This is a genomic window from Sebaldella termitidis ATCC 33386 (assembly GCF_000024405.1).
In the GTDB taxonomy this organism is placed as follows: Bacteria; Fusobacteriota; Fusobacteriia; order Fusobacteriales; family Leptotrichiaceae; genus Sebaldella; species Sebaldella termitidis.
On record NC_013517.1, the window covers coordinates 2,999,578 to 3,022,292 of the forward strand.

Annotated in this window: 30 protein-coding genes and 2 tRNA genes; 4 read left to right on the forward strand and 28 right to left on the reverse strand. The window is 30.4% G+C overall.

Features of this window, described 5'->3' with window-relative positions; all coding sequences use genetic code 11:
• Positions 1 to 38: 38 nt before the first annotated feature.
• The gene (gene malQ / locus STERM_RS13840; protein WP_012862249.1) at positions 39 to 1,529 is read right to left on the reverse strand and encodes a 4-alpha-glucanotransferase; all 1,491 of its coding nucleotides are present in this window, start codon (positions 1,527 to 1,529) and stop codon (positions 39 to 41) included.
• Positions 1,530 to 1,752: 223 nt separating this feature from the next.
• On the opposite strand from malQ, the gene STERM_RS13845 reads away from it, so the two are divergent.
• The 4 genes from STERM_RS13845 to STERM_RS13860 all read left to right on the forward strand — a co-directional run bounded on the left by STERM_RS13845 (position 1,753) and on the right by STERM_RS13860 (position 2,907).
• The gene (locus STERM_RS13845; RefSeq protein ID WP_012862250.1) at positions 1,753 to 1,965 is read left to right on the forward strand and encodes a DUF1858 domain-containing protein; all 213 of its coding nucleotides are present in this window, start codon (positions 1,753 to 1,755) and stop codon (positions 1,963 to 1,965) included.
• A gap of 249 nt (positions 1,966 to 2,214) precedes the next feature.
• A tRNA-Ser gene (locus STERM_RS13850) sits at positions 2,215 to 2,306 on the forward strand.
• A gap of 14 nt (positions 2,307 to 2,320) precedes the next feature.
• A tRNA-Arg gene (locus STERM_RS13855) sits at positions 2,321 to 2,397 on the forward strand.
• A 234-nt stretch (positions 2,398 to 2,631) separates the two neighbouring features.
• A complete protein-coding gene (locus tag STERM_RS13860) occupies positions 2,632 to 2,907 on the forward strand; it encodes a hypothetical protein (protein ID WP_012862251.1) in 276 nt (91 codons plus the stop codon).
• A 22-nt stretch (positions 2,908 to 2,929) separates the two neighbouring features.
• Here STERM_RS13860 and STERM_RS13865 read toward each other — a convergent pair whose 3' ends face one another.
• Genes STERM_RS13865 through STERM_RS13995 form a run of 27 tightly spaced genes read right to left on the reverse strand, consistent with a single transcriptional unit; the run spans position 2,930 to position 22,711 of the window.
• Positions 2,930 to 3,550: a hypothetical protein gene (locus STERM_RS13865; RefSeq protein WP_012862252.1), complete on the reverse strand. Its 621-nt coding sequence runs from the start codon at positions 3,548 to 3,550 to the stop codon at positions 2,930 to 2,932.
• Between the two features lie 28 nt (positions 3,551 to 3,578).
• A complete protein-coding gene (locus tag STERM_RS13870; RefSeq protein WP_012862253.1) occupies positions 3,579 to 3,896 on the reverse strand; it encodes a hypothetical protein in 318 nt (105 codons plus the stop codon).
• Between the two features lie 11 nt (positions 3,897 to 3,907).
• Complete coding sequence (locus STERM_RS13875) at positions 3,908 to 4,549, reverse strand: N-acetylmuramoyl-L-alanine amidase (protein ID WP_012862254.1); 642 nt, start codon at positions 4,547 to 4,549, stop codon at positions 3,908 to 3,910.
• Positions 4,546 to 5,070 carry a hypothetical protein gene (locus tag STERM_RS21350; RefSeq protein ID WP_012862255.1) on the reverse strand — a complete coding sequence of 175 codons (525 nt, stop codon included), beginning with the start codon at positions 5,068 to 5,070 and terminating at the stop codon, positions 4,546 to 4,548. The genes STERM_RS13875 and STERM_RS21350 overlap by 4 nt, the downstream gene beginning before the upstream one ends.
• Positions 5,071 to 5,086: 16 nt before the next feature.
• Positions 5,087 to 6,136 carry a hypothetical protein gene (locus STERM_RS21355; RefSeq protein ID WP_012862256.1) on the reverse strand — a complete coding sequence of 350 codons (1,050 nt, stop codon included), beginning with the start codon at positions 6,134 to 6,136 and terminating at the stop codon, positions 5,087 to 5,089.
• Between the two features lie 13 nt (positions 6,137 to 6,149).
• On the reverse strand, positions 6,150 to 6,833 hold the full coding sequence (locus STERM_RS13890; protein ID WP_012862257.1) for a hypothetical protein: 684 nt from the start codon (positions 6,831 to 6,833) through the stop codon (positions 6,150 to 6,152).
• A complete protein-coding gene (locus tag STERM_RS13895) occupies positions 6,830 to 8,014 on the reverse strand; it encodes a baseplate J/gp47 family protein (protein ID WP_012862258.1) in 1,185 nt (394 codons plus the stop codon). Before STERM_RS13895 ends, STERM_RS13890 begins: the two co-directional genes overlap by 4 nt.
• Positions 8,011 to 8,367 (reverse strand): hypothetical protein, encoded by a 357-nt coding sequence (locus STERM_RS13900; RefSeq protein WP_012862259.1) that lies wholly within the window; start codon positions 8,365 to 8,367, stop codon positions 8,011 to 8,013. Before STERM_RS13900 ends, STERM_RS13895 begins: the two co-directional genes overlap by 4 nt.
• A gap of 8 nt (positions 8,368 to 8,375) precedes the next feature.
• A complete protein-coding gene (locus STERM_RS13905) occupies positions 8,376 to 8,996 on the reverse strand; it encodes a Gp138 family membrane-puncturing spike protein (protein ID WP_012862260.1) in 621 nt (206 codons plus the stop codon).
• A complete protein-coding gene (locus tag STERM_RS13910) occupies positions 8,993 to 9,964 on the reverse strand; it encodes a baseplate hub protein (protein WP_012862261.1) in 972 nt (323 codons plus the stop codon). Before STERM_RS13910 ends, STERM_RS13905 begins: the two co-directional genes overlap by 4 nt.
• Positions 9,954 to 10,373, reverse strand: coding sequence for a hypothetical protein (locus STERM_RS13915; RefSeq protein ID WP_012862262.1), 420 nt, complete (start codon positions 10,371 to 10,373; stop codon positions 9,954 to 9,956). The genes STERM_RS13910 and STERM_RS13915 overlap by 11 nt, the downstream gene beginning before the upstream one ends.
• Positions 10,373 to 10,870: a hypothetical protein gene (locus STERM_RS13920; RefSeq protein ID WP_012862263.1), complete on the reverse strand. Its 498-nt coding sequence runs from the start codon at positions 10,868 to 10,870 to the stop codon at positions 10,373 to 10,375. Before STERM_RS13920 ends, STERM_RS13915 begins: the two co-directional genes overlap by 1 nt.
• Positions 10,870 to 13,551, reverse strand: a complete 2,682-nt coding sequence (locus STERM_RS13925; protein WP_012862264.1) for a hypothetical protein — start codon at positions 13,549 to 13,551, stop codon at positions 10,870 to 10,872. Before STERM_RS13925 ends, STERM_RS13920 begins: the two co-directional genes overlap by 1 nt.
• Before the next feature lie 4 nt (positions 13,552 to 13,555).
• On the reverse strand, positions 13,556 to 13,867 hold the full coding sequence (locus STERM_RS13930) for a hypothetical protein (RefSeq protein WP_041310019.1): 312 nt from the start codon (positions 13,865 to 13,867) through the stop codon (positions 13,556 to 13,558).
• A complete protein-coding gene (locus STERM_RS13935; protein WP_012862266.1) occupies positions 13,842 to 14,336 on the reverse strand; it encodes a hypothetical protein in 495 nt (164 codons plus the stop codon). Before STERM_RS13935 ends, STERM_RS13930 begins: the two co-directional genes overlap by 26 nt.
• Before the next feature lie 17 nt (positions 14,337 to 14,353).
• Entirely contained in the window at positions 14,354 to 14,788 is a 435-nt protein-coding gene (locus STERM_RS13940; RefSeq protein ID WP_012862267.1) for a hypothetical protein, read from the reverse strand.
• 8 nt (positions 14,789 to 14,796) lie between these two features.
• Positions 14,797 to 15,858: a hypothetical protein gene (locus tag STERM_RS13945; protein WP_012862268.1), complete on the reverse strand. Its 1,062-nt coding sequence runs from the start codon at positions 15,856 to 15,858 to the stop codon at positions 14,797 to 14,799.
• Positions 15,858 to 16,736, reverse strand: a complete 879-nt coding sequence (locus tag STERM_RS13950) for a hypothetical protein (RefSeq protein ID WP_012862269.1) — start codon at positions 16,734 to 16,736, stop codon at positions 15,858 to 15,860. The genes STERM_RS13945 and STERM_RS13950 overlap by 1 nt, the downstream gene beginning before the upstream one ends.
• The gene (locus STERM_RS13955; RefSeq protein ID WP_012862270.1) at positions 16,736 to 17,221 is read right to left on the reverse strand and encodes a hypothetical protein; all 486 of its coding nucleotides are present in this window, start codon (positions 17,219 to 17,221) and stop codon (positions 16,736 to 16,738) included. Before STERM_RS13955 ends, STERM_RS13950 begins: the two co-directional genes overlap by 1 nt.
• Positions 17,196 to 17,417 (reverse strand): hypothetical protein, encoded by a 222-nt coding sequence (locus tag STERM_RS13960; RefSeq protein WP_012862271.1) that lies wholly within the window; start codon positions 17,415 to 17,417, stop codon positions 17,196 to 17,198. Before STERM_RS13960 ends, STERM_RS13955 begins: the two co-directional genes overlap by 26 nt.
• 13 nt (positions 17,418 to 17,430) lie before the next feature.
• On the reverse strand, positions 17,431 to 17,835 hold the full coding sequence (locus STERM_RS13965) for a hypothetical protein (RefSeq protein WP_012862272.1): 405 nt from the start codon (positions 17,833 to 17,835) through the stop codon (positions 17,431 to 17,433).
• Between the two features lie 2 nt (positions 17,836 to 17,837).
• Entirely contained in the window at positions 17,838 to 18,074 is a 237-nt protein-coding gene (locus STERM_RS13970; protein WP_012862273.1) for a hypothetical protein, read from the reverse strand.
• A 14-nt stretch (positions 18,075 to 18,088) separates the two neighbouring features.
• Positions 18,089 to 18,997, reverse strand: a complete 909-nt coding sequence (locus tag STERM_RS13975; protein WP_012862274.1) for a major capsid family protein — start codon at positions 18,995 to 18,997, stop codon at positions 18,089 to 18,091.
• Positions 18,998 to 19,001: 4 nt separating this feature from the next.
• Positions 19,002 to 19,442, reverse strand: a complete 441-nt coding sequence (locus STERM_RS13980) for a structural cement protein Gp24 (RefSeq protein ID WP_012862275.1) — start codon at positions 19,440 to 19,442, stop codon at positions 19,002 to 19,004.
• On the reverse strand, positions 19,442 to 20,464 hold the full coding sequence (locus STERM_RS13985; RefSeq protein ID WP_012862276.1) for a DUF2213 domain-containing protein: 1,023 nt from the start codon (positions 20,462 to 20,464) through the stop codon (positions 19,442 to 19,444). The genes STERM_RS13980 and STERM_RS13985 overlap by 1 nt, the downstream gene beginning before the upstream one ends.
• Complete coding sequence (locus tag STERM_RS13990; RefSeq protein ID WP_012862277.1) at positions 20,461 to 21,168, reverse strand: phage minor head protein; 708 nt, start codon at positions 21,166 to 21,168, stop codon at positions 20,461 to 20,463. Before STERM_RS13990 ends, STERM_RS13985 begins: the two co-directional genes overlap by 4 nt.
• Position 21,169: 1 nt before the next feature.
• On the reverse strand, positions 21,170 to 22,711 hold the full coding sequence (locus STERM_RS13995) for an anti-CBASS protein Acb1 family protein (protein ID WP_012862278.1): 1,542 nt from the start codon (positions 22,709 to 22,711) through the stop codon (positions 21,170 to 21,172).
• Positions 22,712 to 22,715 lie beyond the last annotated feature (4 nt).

The window sequence follows — 22,715 nt, forward strand, 5'->3', positions numbered from 1 at the left end:
GATTGAAATATCCCGATGTTTAATATTTAAGCTTATTTTTATCTTCCGTAAAGCTTAGTTATTCTTTTTATTTCATCAGATAGAACTGTTGTCAAAGCTTCTTCCTTCATTCTCCATTTCCAGTTACCGTCAGCAACTCCCGGTATATTCATTCTAGCTTCACTGTCCAGTCCCAAAAAATCCTGCATCGGAGCCAGAGCCATATTAGCTACTGATCTCCAGGCAGCTTTTATAAAACGCCAGTGGATCTCATTATCTGTATAAATATCAAAGTAATCCCTTACATATTCTTTATCATGCTCACTTGCCTTAGAATACCATCCTGTAATCGTATCATTATCATGTGTCCCGGTATACACTACACAATTATGATCATAAGAATGTGTAAGATAATCATTTTCTTCATCCGAATCAAAAGCAAACTGCAATATTTTCATACCCGGAAACCCTGTTTCATTTCGCAGCTCTACTACTTCATTTGTAAGATTTCCAAGATCTTCAGCTATTATTGGCAGATCACCAAGTGCAGCTTTTATGGAATTAAAAAAATCTATTCCCGGTCCCTTTCTCCACTCACCTATTATAGCAGTTTTTTCTCCTGCCGGTACTGCCCAATACGACTCAAATCCCCGAAAATGATCTATTCTTATGATATCTGCCGTCTTAAGATTAGCTCTCACTCTTTCTATCCACCATTTATAACCGCCCTCCTTTAATTTCTCCCAATCAAACAAAGGATTACCCCAAAGCTGTCCTGTTTCGCTGAAATAATCAGGCGGAACACCTGCCACATCAATCGGCTTTCTTTCTTTATCAAATAAAAATATTTCCGGATTTGCCCATGCATCTGCACTGTCAAAAGCAACAAAAATCGGAATATCTCCTATTATACTGATACCTTTTGAATTAGCATAGCCTTTTATCTTTGCCCACTGATTGAAAAAAAGATACTGCACAAAATTATTATACTCTATATCATCTTTCAGAAGTTTTTTATATTTTTTCAAAGCACTTTCTTTTCTGAGCAGTATATCTTCGTCCCACTTTGACCACTCCTGACCCTTAAAATAGTATTTCAAAGAAATAAACAGCGAATAATCCTCCAGCCAAAAAGAATTTTCAGATTTAAAAATTTCTATTTCAAATTTCATCTGCTCATTATCTGCTTTTTTATAATTTTCATAAGCCTTTCGAAGTAAAGGAAGCTTATTCTTATAAAGAAGTCCGTAATCTATGCTTTTAGGATCACTGCCCAGCTCAGCTTTATCTGCATCTGCAGTTTCCAGTAAACCTAAATTAATTAAATTTTCCAGATCAATCAGATAAGAATTTCCTGCAAAAGCTGAAAAACACTGATATGGTGAATCCCCATATCCGGTAGGTCCCAATGGAAAAACCTGCCATAGCTTCTGATTTGACCTGTCTAAAAAATCAATAAACTCTATTGCACTGTTCCCTAATGTGCCAATACCATATTTTCCATATAGTGATGACGGATGCAGTAAAATCCCCGAGCTTCTTGGAAACATATAAAACCTCCTGATATTTTAATTTATCTGCTTTAACATTTCATCTATCATGGTTTTAATATAACATATCTCCTATTATTTGTCACTTAATTTAATTATTTTATGTATAAATTTTGTATTTCAAATTACTTTCAACGATATATTTTGAATATACAATTATTTTAAATTGACATTTATTTCATTTATCTGATATAATTAGATGAAATTAGGAGGTGTCGTTATAATGGCAAAAGTTACTAAAGAAATGAATATCATGGAGGCTGTGGAAAAATACCCTATTATAGCACAGGTGCTTATGAGATATGGTTTGGGTTGTGTGGGATGTATAATATCTACAGCGGAAACTCTTGGTGAAGGGATTGCTGCCCACGGCTTGAATGCTGATATTATCATCGAAGAAGTTAACATGATTTTAGATAAACAGGAAGCTGAATAATCTTGCTTTAATATTGAAAAATTGTTCCCTCTTTAAGTATACACTGACTTTTCGGTGTTATTTAAAGAGGTTTTTATTTGGGGAAATACTTATTTTCAATACCTGTACCAGCTCCGCAATCACTTTATATGCATTTTTACTAATATTGAAAAATTCTTCTTGACAATAAAGCATATTTTATGGTATCATCTTTCTTGCGATGATTAGAAAAGAGGTTACTTTTCTGTAATTGCAGAATTTTATATCTGTGGAGAAGTGGCAGAGTGGCCGAATGCGCTCCCCTGCTAAGGGAGTATCCGGGGAAACTTGGATCGAGGGTTCAAATCCCTCCTTCTCCGCCATTTTTTTATTTTATGTACCCATAGCTCAATTGGATAGAGTGTCTGGCTACGGACCAGAAGGTTAGGGGTTCGACTCCTCTTGGGTACGCCATCACTAAACCCTAACCAATTTAATTTGGTTTTAAGTATAGATGATATGAGTAGAAATTATTCTGCTCTTTTTTTATTTCTCTTAACAGCAATATTCTAGCTACTTTCAGACTTTAATAATTACACCTGTTTTGCTTTTTTGAAATATAAATATACTTTAATGTTCGTTATATTGATTTTTTGCAACAAAAAAGTTATAATTTGTCTAACATCAATTAAGCTGAGGTAAAAAAATATGGAAAATTATTATTACTTTTTTAAAGGTATAAGGAAAACAGAGAAAATCTGGGAATGGTTTGAAATCGTATATGGTAAGAATCCCCGCGTGGAATTAATCCATGTTGCACCTGTCACATTTTCTGTAGATAATACAGTATATACTATTCGATATAAAAGTAAGTGGGATAAGATTTACTGCATTAGACTGCACGGAAGAGATTCACACAATCATTGTGATTACCTACTTAAAATAGAAAAATTCCTGAATAAGTTGAAAGAAACAGCTTATTAAAAAAAGAACCTTATAGGTTCTTTTATTTTTCCGATTCATAGTATTTATAGATTACATCTATTAATGTTGTCCGGACTTTCTTCAGATGATTTTCTACTTTATTCTTGAGAAAATCATAATTTGTTTCTTGCTTCTCTATCTCTTCTATGAATATCTTTTTTATATCCTCATTCAAATTTATGTTTTTATCTATAAGATCTACTATTCTTTTGTCTTGTGTCATCTGATAGACTTTACTATGAAGATCTGTTTTAAATTTATTTACTTGATTATCTATTTTAGAGTTTAAATGATTTATATTCTCTTTAAAATGATTATGATCTATTATTTCAAATAATCCCCCTTGCAATGTATTTAGTTCTTCCAGTATGACAGCATTCAAAGATATTTTCATTCCACTAATATTATTATCAAGTTTATTGTCTATTATATCTAAGTGATTAAACACTTTCAAGAATTGTTTATCATTCATTTTGTCATTCATTTTTATCTGTCTTGAATTCCTGTCTAATTTATCTACTATTGTATCTATCTTTTTTAAAAATGCATCCTGAAATTTCTTAGACTGCAATATAAAAACAACTGCTATTATTATTAAAATACCGTTTTCCGCTGCCAATTTCACTAATACTCCTATCGTCATATTTTATGCTCCTTATAGTGTTAAAGTATTATTTTGCTTCTATTACATCCTTATTCTTGTTAAACACCGCATTTATTAACCATTCTATTACTTTCTGAGGTATGAATTTCAATATACTATTTTTATAAAAGTTTTGTTTCATCAACCATTTTAAGGCGAATTCTAATTTTTCCCTGCCTTTCAAATGTAGCACAGCTTCTGCTTTTATGGTACTGGCAAGCATTAATACTTGTGTTTTCCTATAAGTCCACAGGAACCAACCTAAACCAATTACTCCTAAAATTAAAACTGTGTTCAGTATAGGATTTTGCATATAAAATGTTGTTGCTATTTTCAAATAATTCATATTTATTCCTCCTAATATAATTTTATTGTTCCGTCTATTTCTCCAATAGTTTTATTCCCCTGTACCAGATATATTTTTGTATCTGGTTTTTCTGGTTGTTCCGGCTCTGTTCCTTCAGAACTATCACCTAAATATTCATGTACGCTCTTAACAATTGCAGCCACATAGTTATCCATCTTATCAAGCCCAGCTTTCAGATCACTATCATTGTCTATAAAAAAGCCTTCCGAGATAATGCATGGGGCTTTCGTCCTCTGCAATAATCCCATTCCTCTATTTTGCCATGGAGTTTTAGCCCCTCTGTTTTTTAGTCCTAAAGCTTCTGAAACATTTTTAGAAACTATAGTAGCTAATTCTTTTCCTTTTGTACTTCCAGGATAATAAATAGCTTCTGTGCCTGTTCCTTTATCATCTTCTGAATCATTGCAATGAAAAGATATTATGATTTCAGGATTAAAACTGTTTATTTTAGCTATATCTTCTATACTGTTATTCCCTCTATTCTCTAATAAAATTTCATACTGTCCTTGCAATTTCTGTACAATTTTAGGTACTAGTTCACTATTATACTTTAGCTCTGTATATCCGTTATTTGGATTTACTGCTCCTGTGTCCTTTCCACCATGTCCTATTATCAAACATATTTTTTTCATTTTTCCTCCTCTCCTGTTAATTCTTCATATCTGGCATATTTTTCATCATAATCAGATGTTAATTCTGCTATTTCTTTCTTTAGCCCACCAATAACAAATTTTCTATTCTGTGCTTCAGCTTCTTTCAAAGTTTGCTCTCTTAAAAATCTCTCTTTATCTATCCCTTCAAGTTCATTATTTAATACTGATATCTCTTTTTCTTTATCATGTATCCATTCATTTTTTTGAGAATTCCAATCGTGAAACTCTGATGGTTTTTCTTTAATTTTGACTTCGTTCCCTTCGAAATACTCGCCTTCTTGCAGTTCTTCTTGTCCAGCTCCCACTCTTTCAGCTCTTGTCATTTCTCTTATCTCTCCGTTTTCAATAACTGGATTTATCAATTTAGTAAATGAATAATAATGTTCTTCTAAATAATCAGGATAAAATCTTTTTGGATTTTCAATAAATTCTTCCTCATTTGTAATGTAAGGTGTTGCGATCAATTCTAAAGCTTTGTTGTAGATATATACGTTTTTCATTTTTCCTCCTTCTATATCATAAAAAATATGTTATTGATCCATATTTCGGCTGGCTTAATGTCCCACTACCTATAAAAATAGCTTGTCCGTTTGGTTTGATTATGACCGGAACTGTTTGTGTCTCACCAACACCGGGTACTAAAGCAAGATGTATGTTATGCTTTGGTCTCCATCCTACTGGAAGAACAAACAACACCTGTCCTGTTGTTCTTCCGTCAAAAGCGGTTCCGGAATCTATGCTTAAAATTGCAATATCTCCTTTTTTCTCAAGATAAAGTTCAGTCACTCCCGGTAAACTCATGCTCTCAATTACAGTCGTTTTTAAATCATCTATTTCATTTAATAAATTAAAGTTTGAAAAAGCTTTATACTTTGATAAATCAGCATAGTTTAATGTATTTGTCTCTGTACATAAATATAAATACATTGTAGTCTGATCATAATATGCTTTTCCTTCTTCTTTTGTTGTCTCTATCTGTATTTCTCCGCCATACTCTACTCCAAGAATTTGAGCTAATCTATGACCTTCTAATGCCATCATTTCTTCTGTTCCATATTGTGTTATGCCTGATGTTTTATTTGTTGCTGGCAATAATGAGCTGTCAATCGTAAATGATGTGCCATTATATATAAAATACAAAATTTTTCCTTTTTGGATATCATTAATTTCAAAATCAGAATAAGTTAAATCATTTAGAATTTTCTTTGCATTATAGATTTCATCATTTATTGATAATTTTATGAACGATTTATTATTTGTCTCTGGCACCAATATACCAATTTTCATCTCATTAAATATTGATTTATTTGTGAAATTATCAATACTTATTTTATATGTATTGGCACCGCCAGAATCTTCAAAACTAGCAGTTAAATCCAAATAAACTCCCAATTTATGTGCATTATTTACATGTTCTGCTAAAATACCATCACCAGTTTGTGTAACTGCTCCAGGTTCTTCCGTCATTCTTACAATACCCTCAGCCCTTCCGGGAGCCTGCACTTGTTTAAAATCATTAGGAAATTCTACAATTCTATCTTCTAATTCTGTATATATTATTGACATACTACCTCCTATTCTATTTTATTTCTTGATTTTCATTATGTAAAACTAAAGCATTATATTGATTAACACCATAAAAAGGACTTTTCATAAACTTCCTTTTTATTACTACTCCATTATCATTCAAAGTTATTTTTACTGCATTTCTATACCAAAATTCATCATTATAAATTGCTAAACCATAACTTTTAGTTTTCAGATAAGCCACATATTCTACCTCATCAATTACAATTCCAGCAGCTTTTATAATTAATAAATATTCTCTCAATAACGAAACATCTATTGCATAATCAATAAAAACCCTCATTCTTCCTTCTTTTATATCTAAGTCAGGAGTTAGAGGTGTATAAATATGTATATATTGCTTTGATATGTTAAAGAATACAGATAAAAAATCTACTAAATTGTCATGAGTTGTTTTTATATAGTTTTTATTCACATAAGCTTTTACAAGTGCAATATACTGAATTTCTGATAAATTTGATGGCTTTTCTAATCCAGTGATTTGTTCTAATAATTCTATATGTATTCCTCTCCAATTATCAATTTCAAGCATATTAAATAAATCATTTGTTATATTTAAAATTAAATTTTGACCTTCTAAAAAAATATTGTATAAAGCTATATTATTTTTTGCATTTTTATCAATTATATTAGAATGCAAATTCAATAAATCTTTTGCTTCAAGATTCTTTTTCATGTTGTCTCCTCTATTATAATATTGTTAATGTCGAGACTTGCAAATTCATCAACATCCAAAATAATGTCATTTTGTACATAAACATTTCCGTCTGTTGATATTTCTACATCAACCTCATCAATAAAGCTTATTATTTGTATACGCGATCTTATTTTTTCATAATTCAATTTATAACCAAAATCATCATTATCTAATTCTTGATTAACTGATTCATAAATCAATAATTTCAATTCATCATCTGTTAACTTCTGCTTGAAGACTATGTTGCTAATTCTTATATATAACAAAATTTCATCTGCTTCTTGAATTTTTATTTGTGAAATTTGTCCATCTTCTGAAGTCACATTAAAAGCTACATTTCCTACTGTTTCAATACCTGCACTTATTGTTTGAAAAATTATCTCAGCAATTTCTTGATCAATAACTCCACTTGCTATTATTTTTATTTGTGTCGGCTCTAATTCATATACAGAATCATATTCTTCTGTCGCATTTTGATAAACTTCTACTTTTCTTAATTTAGAATTATTTTTCAATGCATTTTTTATACCTGGAAGACTAGGATCTCCAGTTCCGTTACCACCGAATATTCTTTCTCTTAATTCCGCATCACTCTCAATACCTTTACCTCCTTCAATGGGAGTAACATTCATTACAGCATTTACATATTCATTATTTGATATAACTATATTGACATCTCCAATTGAAGCATTATAATCTGTTCCAAAACCAATTGATTGAATTTTAACTACTCCATACCCTGTCAAATCCAACTGTACATCTTCTATAGTTGAATAAATATAATTCCCACTTTTAGCAACTTGAAATCCTTTTTTTACTATATAAAAGGCTGTGCCGTCTATTTCTAATTCACCGCTTGCATAACTTCCCTGACTTCTTTCAATTCCAGCTTCTAAAGCATAATTATCTAAAACAGTTCCGGAAGCTGTTTGTGGAAACATAGAACCATAGATTAAGAGCAACAATCTACTTATTTCTTCACCTACATATGACCATACTTCAAACATTTCTCCTATTTCTTCAGAACTATCAATTTCAAAATCAGGATCTATATATTTTTGAGCCGCTAAAGTGTATAAAACTTTATAATCTTCAAAATATGGAACTACTAAACCATCAGCTGTTACTCCATATTTATTTTTAAATTCTTCTATTGTCATTCTGTCACCGCATTGAACCTTTCTTTTTCATTATCTGCTGAAAAGTCACACGCAATTTCAAATGTTTTTTTTCTATTTTTATCTAATTCGTTTTCTATAACAATTACAGAATTATTTATTACATTCTTATCTTCATAAAGAGTAGAATATATCTCAGATTGCGTATTAATATAAATTTCTTTTTCCCCTAGAGTTCCAGGCAACCAAGAAATACCTTCCTCTGGCTTTAATGTATAAGTCCCTTTATTTTTTCGGATTCTCGCATGTATTCGTTGTCTTATGCTATCTATTTTCCTTAACTTTACTATATCATTATTAATTATAACTATTTCGCCATTTATAAATTTATACATACTCACCCCTATTCCGGTTTCTGCGTTTTGCTACTTCCTATTGTAATTCCACCATGTAAATGATTTTTACCGCTTATGCCATCTGAAATATGATCCTCTGCTGTACTACTTCCTTTAATAGTTAAATTTCCTTCATGAGTCCATTCTCCGCTTGTTAAAATTTTACCTTCTTCAGTTATCCTTATATATGTTCCAGAAGTATGTAAAATATAAAAATCTTCCGGATATTTATTTTCATCTGCAAAACCACCTACAACAATTCCATCATTGAAAGAAAACTGCCTGTAATCTTGCGTCGCTGTTGGTTCTTTATGCTTTAAAAATAATATTTCATCAATACTTCTTTCAGAAAAATCAACTTTCACTACATCTCCTATTGCATAAGGAACATTACACATAAATTTACCAGCTGAAAAAATAGGTTTTATTGGTACATTATCTGTATCAGGAGGAAAAACTTGTTCTCCTTGTTGTAATGCCGGTTGTAAGAAAGTGATACTACAGGTCATTTTTACATTATTTACTCTTGTTATTTTTGCAAGTAATGTTGTATGTATCTCATCTTTCGCCCCTTGTTTTGTTTTTTCAGATATTTCATTTAAGATAATTACATCATCTCTTGTACTCACTTTTTGCTTTCCTCCTTTTTTTTATCTTTCTCTATTTTTTTATTCAGTTGCTCCTGCGCATCATTTCTTACTTCAGTCAGCTCTTCACCTATTTTCCTTGATAATAATGTTACATCAACAACTTCTACTTCTATATGGAACTCTCCCGTTTCAAATTCACCAATATAAGTCACTTTATCAACTATCATTTCACCTAAATTTTGAATATTTATCTTAACATTAGGTTTAATATTTCCATTCATAAAAGTTTTAAATTTATACCCTAAGTCAGTTTCCTCAATCTTATCTATTATTTCAGAGAAATCTATATCAATAAGATCATTAAGAGAAGATAAAGCAGGTGTAAAATATAATAGATCTTCTTCAATATAAAAAATACTTTGTGAGTTTTTCGCAATATCCTCTAACAATTTCTTTAAATTTCCTTGTTCTGAATATCCCCGTGGATAAGGCAAATCAACTGTTAATTCTATCTTTCCTATTCCTAATCCTATCAAGTTTGCTATATTTTTTATAACTTCACTATAATGAATTCCCTCGGCATATTTTACATTTACTATTGTTTTGTACCATTTATCATTAGCTTGCCCACATATGATTTTATACCCAATATCATTCCCTTCAAAAAATGGTTTTATATCTTCAACATACCCTTTGAACAATATATCAAATTGTGTATTTTCATATCCAGCACTTAAAAAAACAACAGGCTTTCTACTCAAAATATCTATATCTACTTGGTTTTGTTCTCCAGTATCTTCAGTCCCTATCTCTTTAGCTCCAATATTAAAAAGTGTTATTTCTAAAGTATTGCTATATCCTGTTCTATCTTTTTCAATATTAAAAGATAAATCAAAGTTTTTTAGATCGTATATAAGTGATCTATCATCCTTTATAAATTCTACTTCCATTAATTTCCCAAATGGTTTATCATAATTAAATTTTTTTACATCTACATTAAGACTCATTTTTTATCTCCATTAAATATAGTTTTATTATCCCGTTTTTGAGATTTTCAAGTGAAACTTCCTTGGAAATATTTTTATTATTATTCGGGATCGCAAGCATATGTATATTCTCTAAATCTGTAAATCTATACTTTATATTTTCAAAAAAGTTATAAAATGTAACAACATTTGTAGTTGATATCAAAGTTTTATCCACATCATATATATTTAATATTATTGGAATTTCATTTGTAAATAAATCAAATTTCGGTTTTATAGCCAAAAGCTTGAATTTAAATCTTATTTTATCCAAAATATTCAATTCTATACTGCTTGTTTTTGCATCAATATTTTTGTAGTCGAATGGAATTTCATATACTGTGACATCTTTATTTTTTATAAGATCTATATAATTATTTATAAACAACATCAATCAAACCACCCCGTTAAATCTTTTAAAAATGTTTTGGCTTGAGTGAATATACTACCGTTTTCAGTTGTATTTTCAGCATTTGCTCCTGATATTATTACATCTCCTGTTTTTAACTGCCTAAATTCTACTTCTACATCTATATGAAAATCAAATTCACTTATAATTTCTTTTAAACTAGCAATCCCAACATAAGGGTAAGCTTGAGTATACTTCCTTACAAATAATACCCCTATTTGTTTTTCATTCGCCATTTGTTTAAACATAGTATATCTTTGATAGTAGCCTATTCCATCAAAACGAATAACCATTGGGTATCTTTCAATACCCTTTGTTATATGATCTGTAAAAGTTGATTTTGTGGAAAGTTTTTTTTCAGAAAATTCAAATGGATATTCAAATGTTGTAGGCATTACCCAAAATAAAACACCATTCCATACTCCTTCACATGTATAAGTAAGATTTTGAACTTCTGTCAATAAATCTTGTAATGCCATTATTGAAGCCCTCCTCTCACCTGTGCTAATTTAAACAGACTTCCTAATGTTGTATTCTCATTAACTCCGTCAACATTTCTATTTAAATCTCCTATTTGTATAGTTACTGTGTCTATATTTGTAGACTCGTCAATATTTGTTGCACCATATCCTTCTGACGGGGATATCATCCCACCTGTTGTAATTCCTTTATTTCCTCCACCCTGTACCATATTCATAGCTTTATCTTTTATGCTACTATATCCTTCTTTCCATACTTTTGGATCTGTCCAGCCACCAAAAGCTTCTTTAATAAGTGCCAAATTTGATTTGTGTTGTACTTCTCTTATTACAGCTGTTTCTATTGCTTTTCTTTGTGCCTGAAATAATGAGGCTCTTTTTATTTCTTGAGAAGGATCAAATCCGATAGCTTTAAGTACATCATTTACACTTTTAATGATTTCCTCTAAGAACCTTTTGTCATCACCCGATCCTTTTTTTTCTTTTCCGCCTTTACCACCTTTTTTGCCATCATTGGCAGCATCTGTTGCTTTTCCCATTTGATCTTTCATTATATCTTCAAGTTCTTTTCCGGATTTTTCAGCATTTTTATTTCTTTGACCTAATGCTCCTGCAAAATTAACTCCTGATTTTTTTATATCTTTCGCAGTATTTCTAAAATCATTTTTTAAATTTGAATTTTGACCTTGAATATTTTGTACATTTACTTTTGTTGCATCTGCCATTTTAACGGTAGATTTCTTTATGCTTCCTTTAGCACTATTTATATTTGCTTCAAATCCTCCGGCATCAATTTTCAATTTTCCTAAAAAATCTCCTACCATTCCACCTAAAGCTCCGAAGCTATTAACCAAATTAATTACAGCATCAATTATGCTATTTATCGCATTGACAAATACAACAGCAATTTTATTAGCTGCAATAACTGCTGCTTGAATCATTATGTTAGTTCCTTCTTGAAACCATACAACAAACATATTCCAAATAGCTTTTAAATATTCTGCATTCCCTGTGAATAAATAAGCTATCAAATTAAGCACTATACTTGCCTGTCCTAATAAGAACCACCAATCCTCCACCAGAGTGTTAAAGAATTCAAGTGCAGCTTCAAGGATCATTCCAAATACTATTTGAACAGCAAGCCAAATCAATTCCCAAACAAGAGTTACAAAATTAAGAAAATCTTGCCAAGTTTGCTTTAAACTTTCAATATCACCTGTTATAAGCTCATATATCATTTTTATAATATACATATAATAAGAAAATGTAATGTAAAGTGCACCTAACAATAAATTAACTGCCTGATCTATAAATGGTTTTATTTGTTGCCATACTTCCTGAATTTTTAATTTTATTGCATCCCACATAGCAATCCACCAATTTTTTATTTCAACTAAAGTAGTTTTAAAATCTTTTCCTTTATTGATAAATTGAGTGAATGCGTCTAACCAAGGAAGCAATGTTGAATCTCCACCTTCAAAACCTTTTTTCAAATCCTGCCAAGCCCAGATTAAAATCATTACGGCTGCTGCTATAGCTAATATTACGGCTGCTATGGCTAATAATACAGGATTTGCAATTAAAGTAGAAGCAGCAGCTGAAACTGCTAAAAATCCTAATGCTAATACTCCCAATGTAGCCGTTAATATGGTAAAACCTACTATTAACCCAAATATAACTTTAGATAATGCAGGATTTTTCTTTAAAAACTCTCCTATTTTTTCAATAGTAGAATTCAATCCTTTCAAAAAACCGTTAATAAGTTCTTTATTTGCTTCATATAAGTTAAATTTTAGTGCTGTTAATGAATCTGACATATTAGAAACTATACCGTTTGTTTCATTCATTTGGACTGCCATTGAACCAGCAACACCATCCATTGCTCCAAACTCTAAAAGAGCTTTATACATTTCGTCAGCTGTCGCTTTTATTGTCTTTGTCTGCCCCTTAAAATCTAGTGTAACTTGATTTCCTGCTTTACGAGCTTTTATACCGAATTCTTTTAGTCTTTCAAATTCCATCATCTGAGCATCTAATATGGCTTCTATCCACATATCTATTGGTTTAGCTTGTGAAGATGCCAAATCTCCAAGATTTGTCATTTGATCTTTAGTTGGTATAATTCCTCTATTTACTAATTTAAGAAATGAACCAGACAATTCATCAAGTTCATAGGGTGTCTCTTCTGCAAATCTTTGAATTTGTTGGAACATTTGTTCTCCAGCTTTTTCACTTTGTAAAGCATTTTTATATACGGACTGGATCTGTGACATATTTCCGCCCGTTGTTGCTATATCTTTTATAATATTCCCTGAGCTTCTAGCTGCGGAAATTCCACCTATAGCAGTAGCTCCTTGTTGTAACATTTCTCCTGTATCTACTTTTTTTGGCGGTTTTATTTTCTGAGAATTAGCAGCAACTTTCCCGGCTTCTTTGGCTGCATTTGAAAAACTTTTTGTTACCCTGTCAATATTCTTTTTCATAGAAGAAGTGATATTAGAGGCACTTTTTAAAGCTGTCAATAATCTACCTGGACCATTTGCATTTAAATTAGCCACTCCACTTTTAAGCATTTTTATAGCTTTTAAAGCTCGTGATATTTTTTTTAATACCTGATCTAAGCTTTTTTGATCTAATTTAGCCTTAATATCTACATAACCGCCTGCAATTGCTTCTGCCACTATATCACCTCTTTCTAAATTTACTTTTTGATTTTGGATTTATAGCTTGTTCTTTTCTCTTTTTTTGTTCTGTAACTTTTAAGAAAGAATAAGCTTCTATTATTTTTGATATTCTCCAAGTTTTCTCTATTTCCAAAGGGTTTATTTTAAATTCAAGTGCTATACTATAAATCATAGAATTTAAAAAATCATTTTCAATCGTTTCCTTATATATCTTTTGATAATCTATTAATCCTGAAGATATAGGCATTAAAGAAACTAGAGATTTATTTATATTTTTTCTTTTATTTTTAAGCTTCGCTGGGATCTTCCTCATCAACACCGCATATATATCTTGCAAAATCTATTATTTTTCTTATAGATTTTTTTTGTATTTTTTCTATATTTATATTAGATGTGATAATGTTTTTCTTTATAAAATTAAGTTCTTTTGCTAAATATGAAGTAAAGATTACCTTTGTATTTTCTACATTTGTTTTAGAATTACCCATTTCAATATCCATAGCAAATCCTTCTCTTTTTAGCTCGGCATATTCAAGTTGTTTGATATCCGAAGGTATTGTAAACCATACAACAATATTTTTAATACCTTCCTTTTCTCTAAAGCCAACTTTAATTCCAAATTTTGCTCCAGGTTCTTCTCTCATATCTATATCACTAGAACCAACTGCTAGTTCACCATATTTTTTTAAAATTTCATCTACTTTGCTGTTTTCATTGTCTTCATTAATTTCGCTACTTTCAATTATTTCATTGTCTTTAGTAGCTTTTTCTATATCAGTCATATTTCCTCCTATTTATTTTATGCTGCTGTATATCCATCTACCATACCTGTCCATTTAACAGGTGTTGTTGTAAAATCCTCACTCCCGATAGATCCTGGAAGTATTATGCTTGTATCTTTACAATTAGAAAATCTAAACTTTATATCATTATCTCCTGTTCTCAAATACGCGACCACTGAGAATACGCCTCTTGTTCCTTTAAAAAATTCATCTAATTCAGTCACGTTTGGATGATCTATAGGTAGATTAAATTCACAATTTGCTGCAACTGTTTTTTTAGCTGCATACAATGGTCTATTCGTACTTGAAAAAGATACTACTGCTTTATCTTGTGCTGCCTCAAATGTCATTTCTTCTACCCACTCATCAACTACTACTGTTTTGCCTAAAGAATTAGAAAAAACTAAATAACATTCATCACTATATATTACTCCTGCTCCACTATTAGCCATTTTTCCTCCTAACTTACACTTGTTTTTTCATTTATATCCAATACATTTGATATAGCTATTATACATCCGCTAAATGTTAAAGTTGTTTTGTATTCAATCTTTCTATTTGAATAAACTACTACAACTAAATCACCTAAACCGTCTGAAAATGGATTACCATTTATATTATCTAGCCAATCATATGTTACAAATCCTTGTATAATTTGACGTCCAATTTCATTTAGTTCAGCTGAACCATATCTTACATCAAATTTCCCAGTCGCATTTCTTTCTATAAGTGCCTGCGTCCATCCTTTTCTTAACGCTTCATCTATCATGTCAGCTCCAATTACATTGTCAGCCCATGTTATACCATCAACAGATTTACCGTATGTCGTTGTTACTATTCCTTCTTCATTTGTCACAACATTTATTCCTGTTGCTCTTTCAACATCATCTCCTGCCATTTGATTAATCTCAGTTAATGAATATGAGCTTTCAGGTATTGTCATAACTGCTTCTGCCATTGGCGTAGAATAAGGTAAAACGCTTGATTTAGTACCTACTAAATTTGCATCTGCTCTATAATCTTTATCATAAGCTAACACCAATAATCTTTTACTTGTTAGTTCTTCTTGTAAAGCGATTATATCTGCCACCGCAGCATCTTTACTAGGTGACACAACTGCATAATGAGTATATTTACTTGCTTTCATGAAATTATCTAAGCTTTTAAGATTATCTAACTTAGTGTCATCTAAAGCAACAAAATAAAATGAATCTTTTGCTCTTTGCTCTAATGATGACAATACATATTCTACTGTATTAGTCGTACTTACAACTTCGCCATAAATTTGTAAACTTGATGGCTTAGGATTTGAACCAAAAAAGTCAATCACATACCGATATGCTAAATCTGTGTCTGTAAACCCTAAATCAATCAATTCTTGTAAACTTGTGATTGTATAAGGCAAAGAATCAGAATCTATTGCTTTATTAGTCACTAACAACAAAGTGGCTCCAAAATCTCTGTTTGTTAACGCTACATTAGTAGAAACATCTGTTATTTCTACCATTCTATTTCTAGACATTAATTTCCTCCTTTTACTTCCATTTCATTATCTACAAACAATATGTTTTCTGTTTCATATGGTCTGTAAACTTCTATTAAAAAATCTACATTATATACATCATGTGTATATGGAATTTCACTTAAATATGTTCCTTCCTCTTCTATATTCCTTACTCTTGTTCTTAAATTTATTTTCCGAAAATTAGTTAATGACTCATTATATATAAAATCATGAAACATTCGTGGTTTATTTAGCAAAAATAATAGTTCGTCTATACTTGAATAGTCATTATGATTTCTAAAAACTTCAATAGTAAGTGTATAAGTTATTAAATGTCTTATTATTGACTGCTTACCTTTCACAATATTCTGGCTATCTATTTCTTGTTTGTATATATGAAAAACAAGCTTAGGATATTTTTTATTGTCACTTAATTCTGTTGATCTCAAAATATTTATTTTGGGATCTATTTTTGCTTTTATAATTTTATAGAAAAATGAATACAATTCTTCTAATAATCCTGTTCTATTTTCAATATCCGGATTATATAGAGCTGCTTTAAAAGCTATGTAAGAATCATTATCCCAAACTTGAGTTATTAAAAAATCTTTTTCTTGGTATACAATCAAGTCATTTTCTGAAATAACAAAATCACTATCTATTGTATTATCTACTTCTTTTCTTGCAATAATCGGTGATATGACTTCAAATTTAAGCCCTGAGACTTCTTTATGCCCTATATTAGGATTTGTCTCTGAATAAACAATATCTTTTGTATGTGCCATAATTATGTAATTTTCATAACTTATAACCTGTTTTCCATCCACATAATCTGTTATAGCCCTTTTTATTTTGTATTCTTTTCTATTTAATTTTAATGCAGCTTCATTAATCATCATTTGCTCCCATAAAATTTATTATTTACCTTATATCCTAGACTTTTTGCTAATGTTCCTGTTTCATAAAACGGCATATCAAATCCTTTTTTACGTGTAGTTGACTCTGCATTTCCAGGATTAAAATACCCTTTATAGATTTCAAGCCTAACCATTTTCAAAAGCTTCTTCCCGGCTTTATGTCCTATATCTTCTGTTTTCAATGAACCTTTGCTCACCCTTGCAAACCCACTTGTAAGCTCTTTATTTATCTGTTCCTGATTATCAGATAATGTACTTTGCAAGATGGGTCTGCCAGGTATTGTTACACTATGATTTCGACCAGCTCTATTAGTTCCTTTAGTCAATGTTTCCATTAATCCAATAGCATCAAACCCTTTTCCAATTTTATAATTGTTTTCTGAAAACATTCCAACAGAAATAGTAACAGGTTTTATCATTTCATAATAAATTGGTTTTTTAACCATCTTGACTTTGACTTCCATTTTGTTCGCCTTCTTCTTTTTTAGAATTTTCAGCTATCTCTATTTCTAATTGGCGATCTTTAATTACTTTTTTTGTTCTTTCAAGTTCCAAGTCTGATAACTCTATACTGTTATTTCCTTTTTTTATTTCTATTTTCCTCCCTGTCTGAGGTATTATAATAAGTTCTTCTTTTTTACTGCTTATTTTATATTTCACTTTACACCTCCCATTACGAATAAATATTTAAGAAATTTTGTGGTAATTTTGCTAAATCATCCGTATTTTCAAATTTTTCAGTATAAGGTCTTATCAATACTTTAAATTGTTGTCCGAAAACAGTTTGATCAAATCCTAATCCATCAGAAGTCTTTATAAAATTCGTTGAATTCTCAGGTAAATTAAATTGATTTACCTTATATCTGTCTATGTTTATTAAAACCAAATGTTTAGAAAGATATTCTTCTAAAATATCTTTTATTGACTCTATGCCTTCTACATCAGATAACATAACTTCAGATTGATTTATATAATGTTGAATATCGTCATCACTCATCTGATATGTGTAGGAACCATCAACTTCTTTTGTTTCTAGTTCAATGATTCCTCGTCTTATATCTTCAATACTTACTCCCATAATTAAACATTCCCTTGTTCAAAGTTTATTTTATCTACCTCTTCCTGCAGCTTTTCTCTATCTGTTGTATTTGATATTTTAAGAATTTCTTTCTTAAAAAAATAATGTGTTTTAAGCTCTTTTATTTCATTATCTTCAAGTTCTAACACTTTCGCTCCTGGAACTATGCTGACAATTTTCTTTTCTAAAGGTATTTTTATTACACTCTTAGTTCTATTTATAATTGCAATCTCTTTCATATTCTCTCCTTTCATTAAGCCGGATATCCAGCAAATGTAACTTCCATAATTGATTCTGGTCTATATGCCATTACTTCACTATCTTTAAGCTCTACTCCACCTTCAATTTCTCTTTTTATTTCATATTCAAATGTTCTTGGAGCTATAATTTCTTTAAATTCATAGTTTTCTTGCTTAGCATCAAGAACTATTGCCCCTGCTTCTCCTGTAGTAGGCGAAATTAAGTTTTTAACCATTTGAATACTTCCAAATAAATTCTTTCTTTCTATTACCGTCAAAGAATCAAGATCACTATTTGCATCTGAATTATATACTTCTAAAAATTTGTAATATATATCTTGATGAACAGCAAATATTAAAGGTTCATATTTACCTTTTATTCCTGTAGTAAATTCCTTACTCACTCTAACCAATTCATTTACTATTTCAATTCCAGTTGCTGTCGCTAAATTAAGAGTTGATGCATACAATCTTTTACCTTCAACTGTGAATAAACCTATTCTTCCACCTAAAACATCATCACCATATAATAGAAGATCATTCTCTCTATCAGCCACAGAGTTAACCGCTGTTCTAATTTCTCTTTCAGGATCTTTTTTACCGGAAGCAATAAGTTGGATATCTTGTACTGTAAATTTATATCCTGAAGTTATAACAAATGTTCTTGCATATTTTTTTTCCTCACCTGTATTTACGAAAGGAATATCATTTATCAGCTCATCTGATACGATCGCTTTAAATTTGCCTGCCCATTCTCTGTATATAATCACATCTGTAGCTATATCCATGCCGTCTGAGGCAGAACTAAAAGGAATAAGTTTTCTTGCTTCAAATTCATCTACTTTTTCATCCAAAACTTTGTCTAAAGTTACCTTGAATTTTTCATCAACCTTATTAGGATCAAAATTATATCTATTTAACATTTATCTACCCTCCATATACCGTATTTTGTAATATTATTATTGTTTCTCCGTCTGTTGCTGCCGTTTCGTCATAAAAAGCATTGATTGCCGTTGCTCCTGATGCACCTTCTACAACGAATTTACCTGTTGCATCTAATGCTGCTCTTGCTCCTTCGGTTACATTAGCACCAGCAATTACATATAAATTCCCACTTCTTAATACCTTTACACTTGAACCGCCCTGTATAAGTTTATTATTATTTGAATCAACATAATTATGATCTGTATGCATTACTATTCCTGCAAATACTCCACCTGTTACATATGGTTCTACATGATCTTCCTTTCCTGACACATATTGAACAGGAGTTCCGATTATTAAGTCTACATCAGTATAAAAAGTTCTATAATCAGTTCCTTGTGTACTGTACGCTTCTTTTCCTGCTTGATTTACTACAACTGCCATTATTTTTCCTCCTTACTTTTGCTTCTGAATTTTTTGAAATATCCACTATTGAATTTTTTTCTTTCTGTAGTATCTTCTGATTTTCCGTCATTATTTAATTTTGTTTTTTTGTCAGGTTTTGAATTTTCAGATGATTCATAACAAAAATTAAATACTCCGATTAGTTGATCTTCATCAATATCTTCTGATTCATTGAAAGTAGGATTTACATTCATTATTACCGCTTTCATAAGTTCTTTTGTATCATCCTTTGCTTTTTCATATTCTTCCGAATTCAACACTTCTTGTGCTTTTAATTTTATTTCCTCATCATTTCTTTCTGACAACAATGCATCATAATCTTCCTTTAATTCATTGAATTCTTTGGTCTTATCCTTCAAATCTTTTATATTTTTTTCATTTTCTTGATTCAACCTCACTGCTTCCTGATAAATTGTATTTTCATCTACTTCTTTTCCGTTCCATTTAAATTTCATTGTATTACCTCCATCTTCTTTATAGTTATAAATTAATTTTATATCTGTTCCTGCTCGACCGTTTCCACTTAAAAGAGCCACATGATTTCCCACAATATTAGTCTGAATATATTCATCTTTGTTTATCTGCACTATATTTGCATAATATCCAGCACTTAATTGTATATCCTCGCCACTTGCTCTTTTTTGATTGATAAAGTCTATTGCATCTTTACTCTCAACTTGTAAAATTGCCCCAAGCTTGTTATCTTCTTCAAAAACACTTATAATCGTGCCTTTCTTATGCTTACTTACATTTTCGTTAGTTATCATTGTTAAAAGACCATTTTCTTCCGGATGTTCCAATGTAACTGTTTTATATTCAAAACTTTTCACTGTATTATAATTAAATAAATTTTGATAATTTATTTTTTCTTTTATACGCTGATTAGATTCTAAATAATAATCCATATACTTATCCGCTTCTAACATGTACCCTTTTATTCTTAAAAACCCTTCCTCAGTTACTTCGAAATGTGTCATTTCCCCTAAATTAAATCTTATCAAATCATATTCACCGCCTTTCTAATTACATCATCAGGTATTTTAAATTTACAGCGACATCCTGGGTCTTCCTGTGGTAATTTTTGTGAGATACTAGGATCGCTCAAACAATTACCATATAAATCAAACCTTAATCCATGTCTATATTTGTGATCTAACCTCACTCTACTATCATGCATCGTCCACCATATAAATCCATCTATTTGAAGTTCCTCCAAAACCTGTACATTATATGAAGTATGATAATTACCGCTTTCAAGTGTAGAATGGTAAAGATTTCCACTTTTCATTCTCTGTTTTGTTACTTTTATTATTTCTTTTACTTCATTTTTCGTCTTTAATGATTGAGCAATATCTTTGAATCTATTACTTGTCGCAGATAAAGTTAATAATATTGTCGTTGACCATAACAGTAATTTTTTAAGATTTTTTTTCTTTGATTTAGTAAGTAATTGCTTTATTTTTTTCAATTTAGATTTTTTAGTTCTTTTGATATACTCATTATCTATATCTTCCATTATTTCTAAAAGTATCAATCCTACTTCATCTTCGTATTTAGAATTATATTCATATTCATCCAAAGCTTTGTAAAGTTCATCTTCACTATTGATATCTTTCTTTCCTAAATAACTTAATAGTTTGTTCAATTCTTTGTCATAAATCTTCTGTAATTCCAGCTCTCTTTCTCTTTTTATTCCTATCTCCATCTTATCTACCACCTAACATTGAGATAACATCATCAAATGTAAAATTATTATTTTCATCTCCAAGCTTTTTAACAATATCTGTAAATTCATCTAAAGAATTTGATTCTTGAGCTGTTGTGTAAGCATTTAGGAAAATTGTTAATGAATCTGTATTTATCTTACGTATTTCTGCTTTTTGTTTCTCAAGATCAAGATCCATTTTTGAAAATTCATCAGCATCAATATAAAGTTCTGCTAAATCTTGACCAGTTATGTCTTTATTAAACTCTAAAGTAGAAATTAGTTTCTTAACTTTGTCTGATTTTGGTTTTAAGCCTACTCTAGCCATCAAGTCAATTGCTCCGTTAATAAGTCCTAGTTTATCTTGATAACTTTTAGTTCTTGCACTTTCTGTCTCAGCCTTTTCTTTATCATCTATTTCTATAAGACTTGGCAATAATACCTCAAAATATAAATTATCTTTTCTAAGTGATTTTAAAATTTTACCTACAATATCATTTATGACTGGCTTTGCCTCATCATTAAATAGTCTTTGTAAAAATTCAGCATACTTCTTACCATCTTCTTCGGCTCCTGAAATAGCTCCTGCGGTATTTCCAATAAGTCTTTGCTTTGGGATATTTGTATGTATACTGAGAATTGTTCCGGCTGTATTTATAAATTTTTCTGGATCAAATCCTAAACTTGTATTCAATACTTCCAACTTATCATCTGTTCCTTTAACCACTAAGCTGCTTGCATTAAATTCCTGTTCTTTGGTTGCAATTCCACCATTTTTTTCTATATCTTTTGCATTAGCTTTATCTGTGCTATAAATAAGTAAATTAGCTCTGTATATTATTTGACCTATTGACCATTCAACAGTATCAGTTATAACTAACTGATCCCATAATCTCGTCAATATACTTTCGCCTATTTTCCCTATATATTCATTTGTTCTTGCCAGATATGCCCGTGTAGGATTGACTATTGTTCTAATTTGCATCTTGGTATCATCATCATACTCTGCTATCGTCAATTCCTTTATTTCAGATTTTTTTTCATATTTCCCTTGATTTAATTTAATAGATGCTATTTCAGGTTTTTCATATATTGCCAAATTATAAATATCAAAACTTTCTCCTAATGGTTCTGAAATATTTTTCTCTATATCTTCTGTTACTGCATAAACTAAAGCACTATATCCATATTTCCTGGAAGCTTTCAGCATATATTTTAGTTTACTTATGAAATCTAATTTATTAAGCTGTTCCCATACTTTGTCGTATACATCTTGATTTTCATTTCCTGAACTATCATAAAACTTTAAATCAAAATCATTTTTCAACATATCATCAATTGGTGCATCTATAATATTGACTGCTAATTGATTGCTGCTTATAATAGTATTTATTTCTGAATCGTCCAAAACCTTTTTTACAGGAGTCTGTTTATTCAATACATCTCTTTCTGTTCCTTTTGTACTATTAGCTGACGAGCTTTCCATCATGTTCATTTTCTCCTGTGATTTTCCTCGCCCTATTCCTTTAAAAAATTTCAACATACCT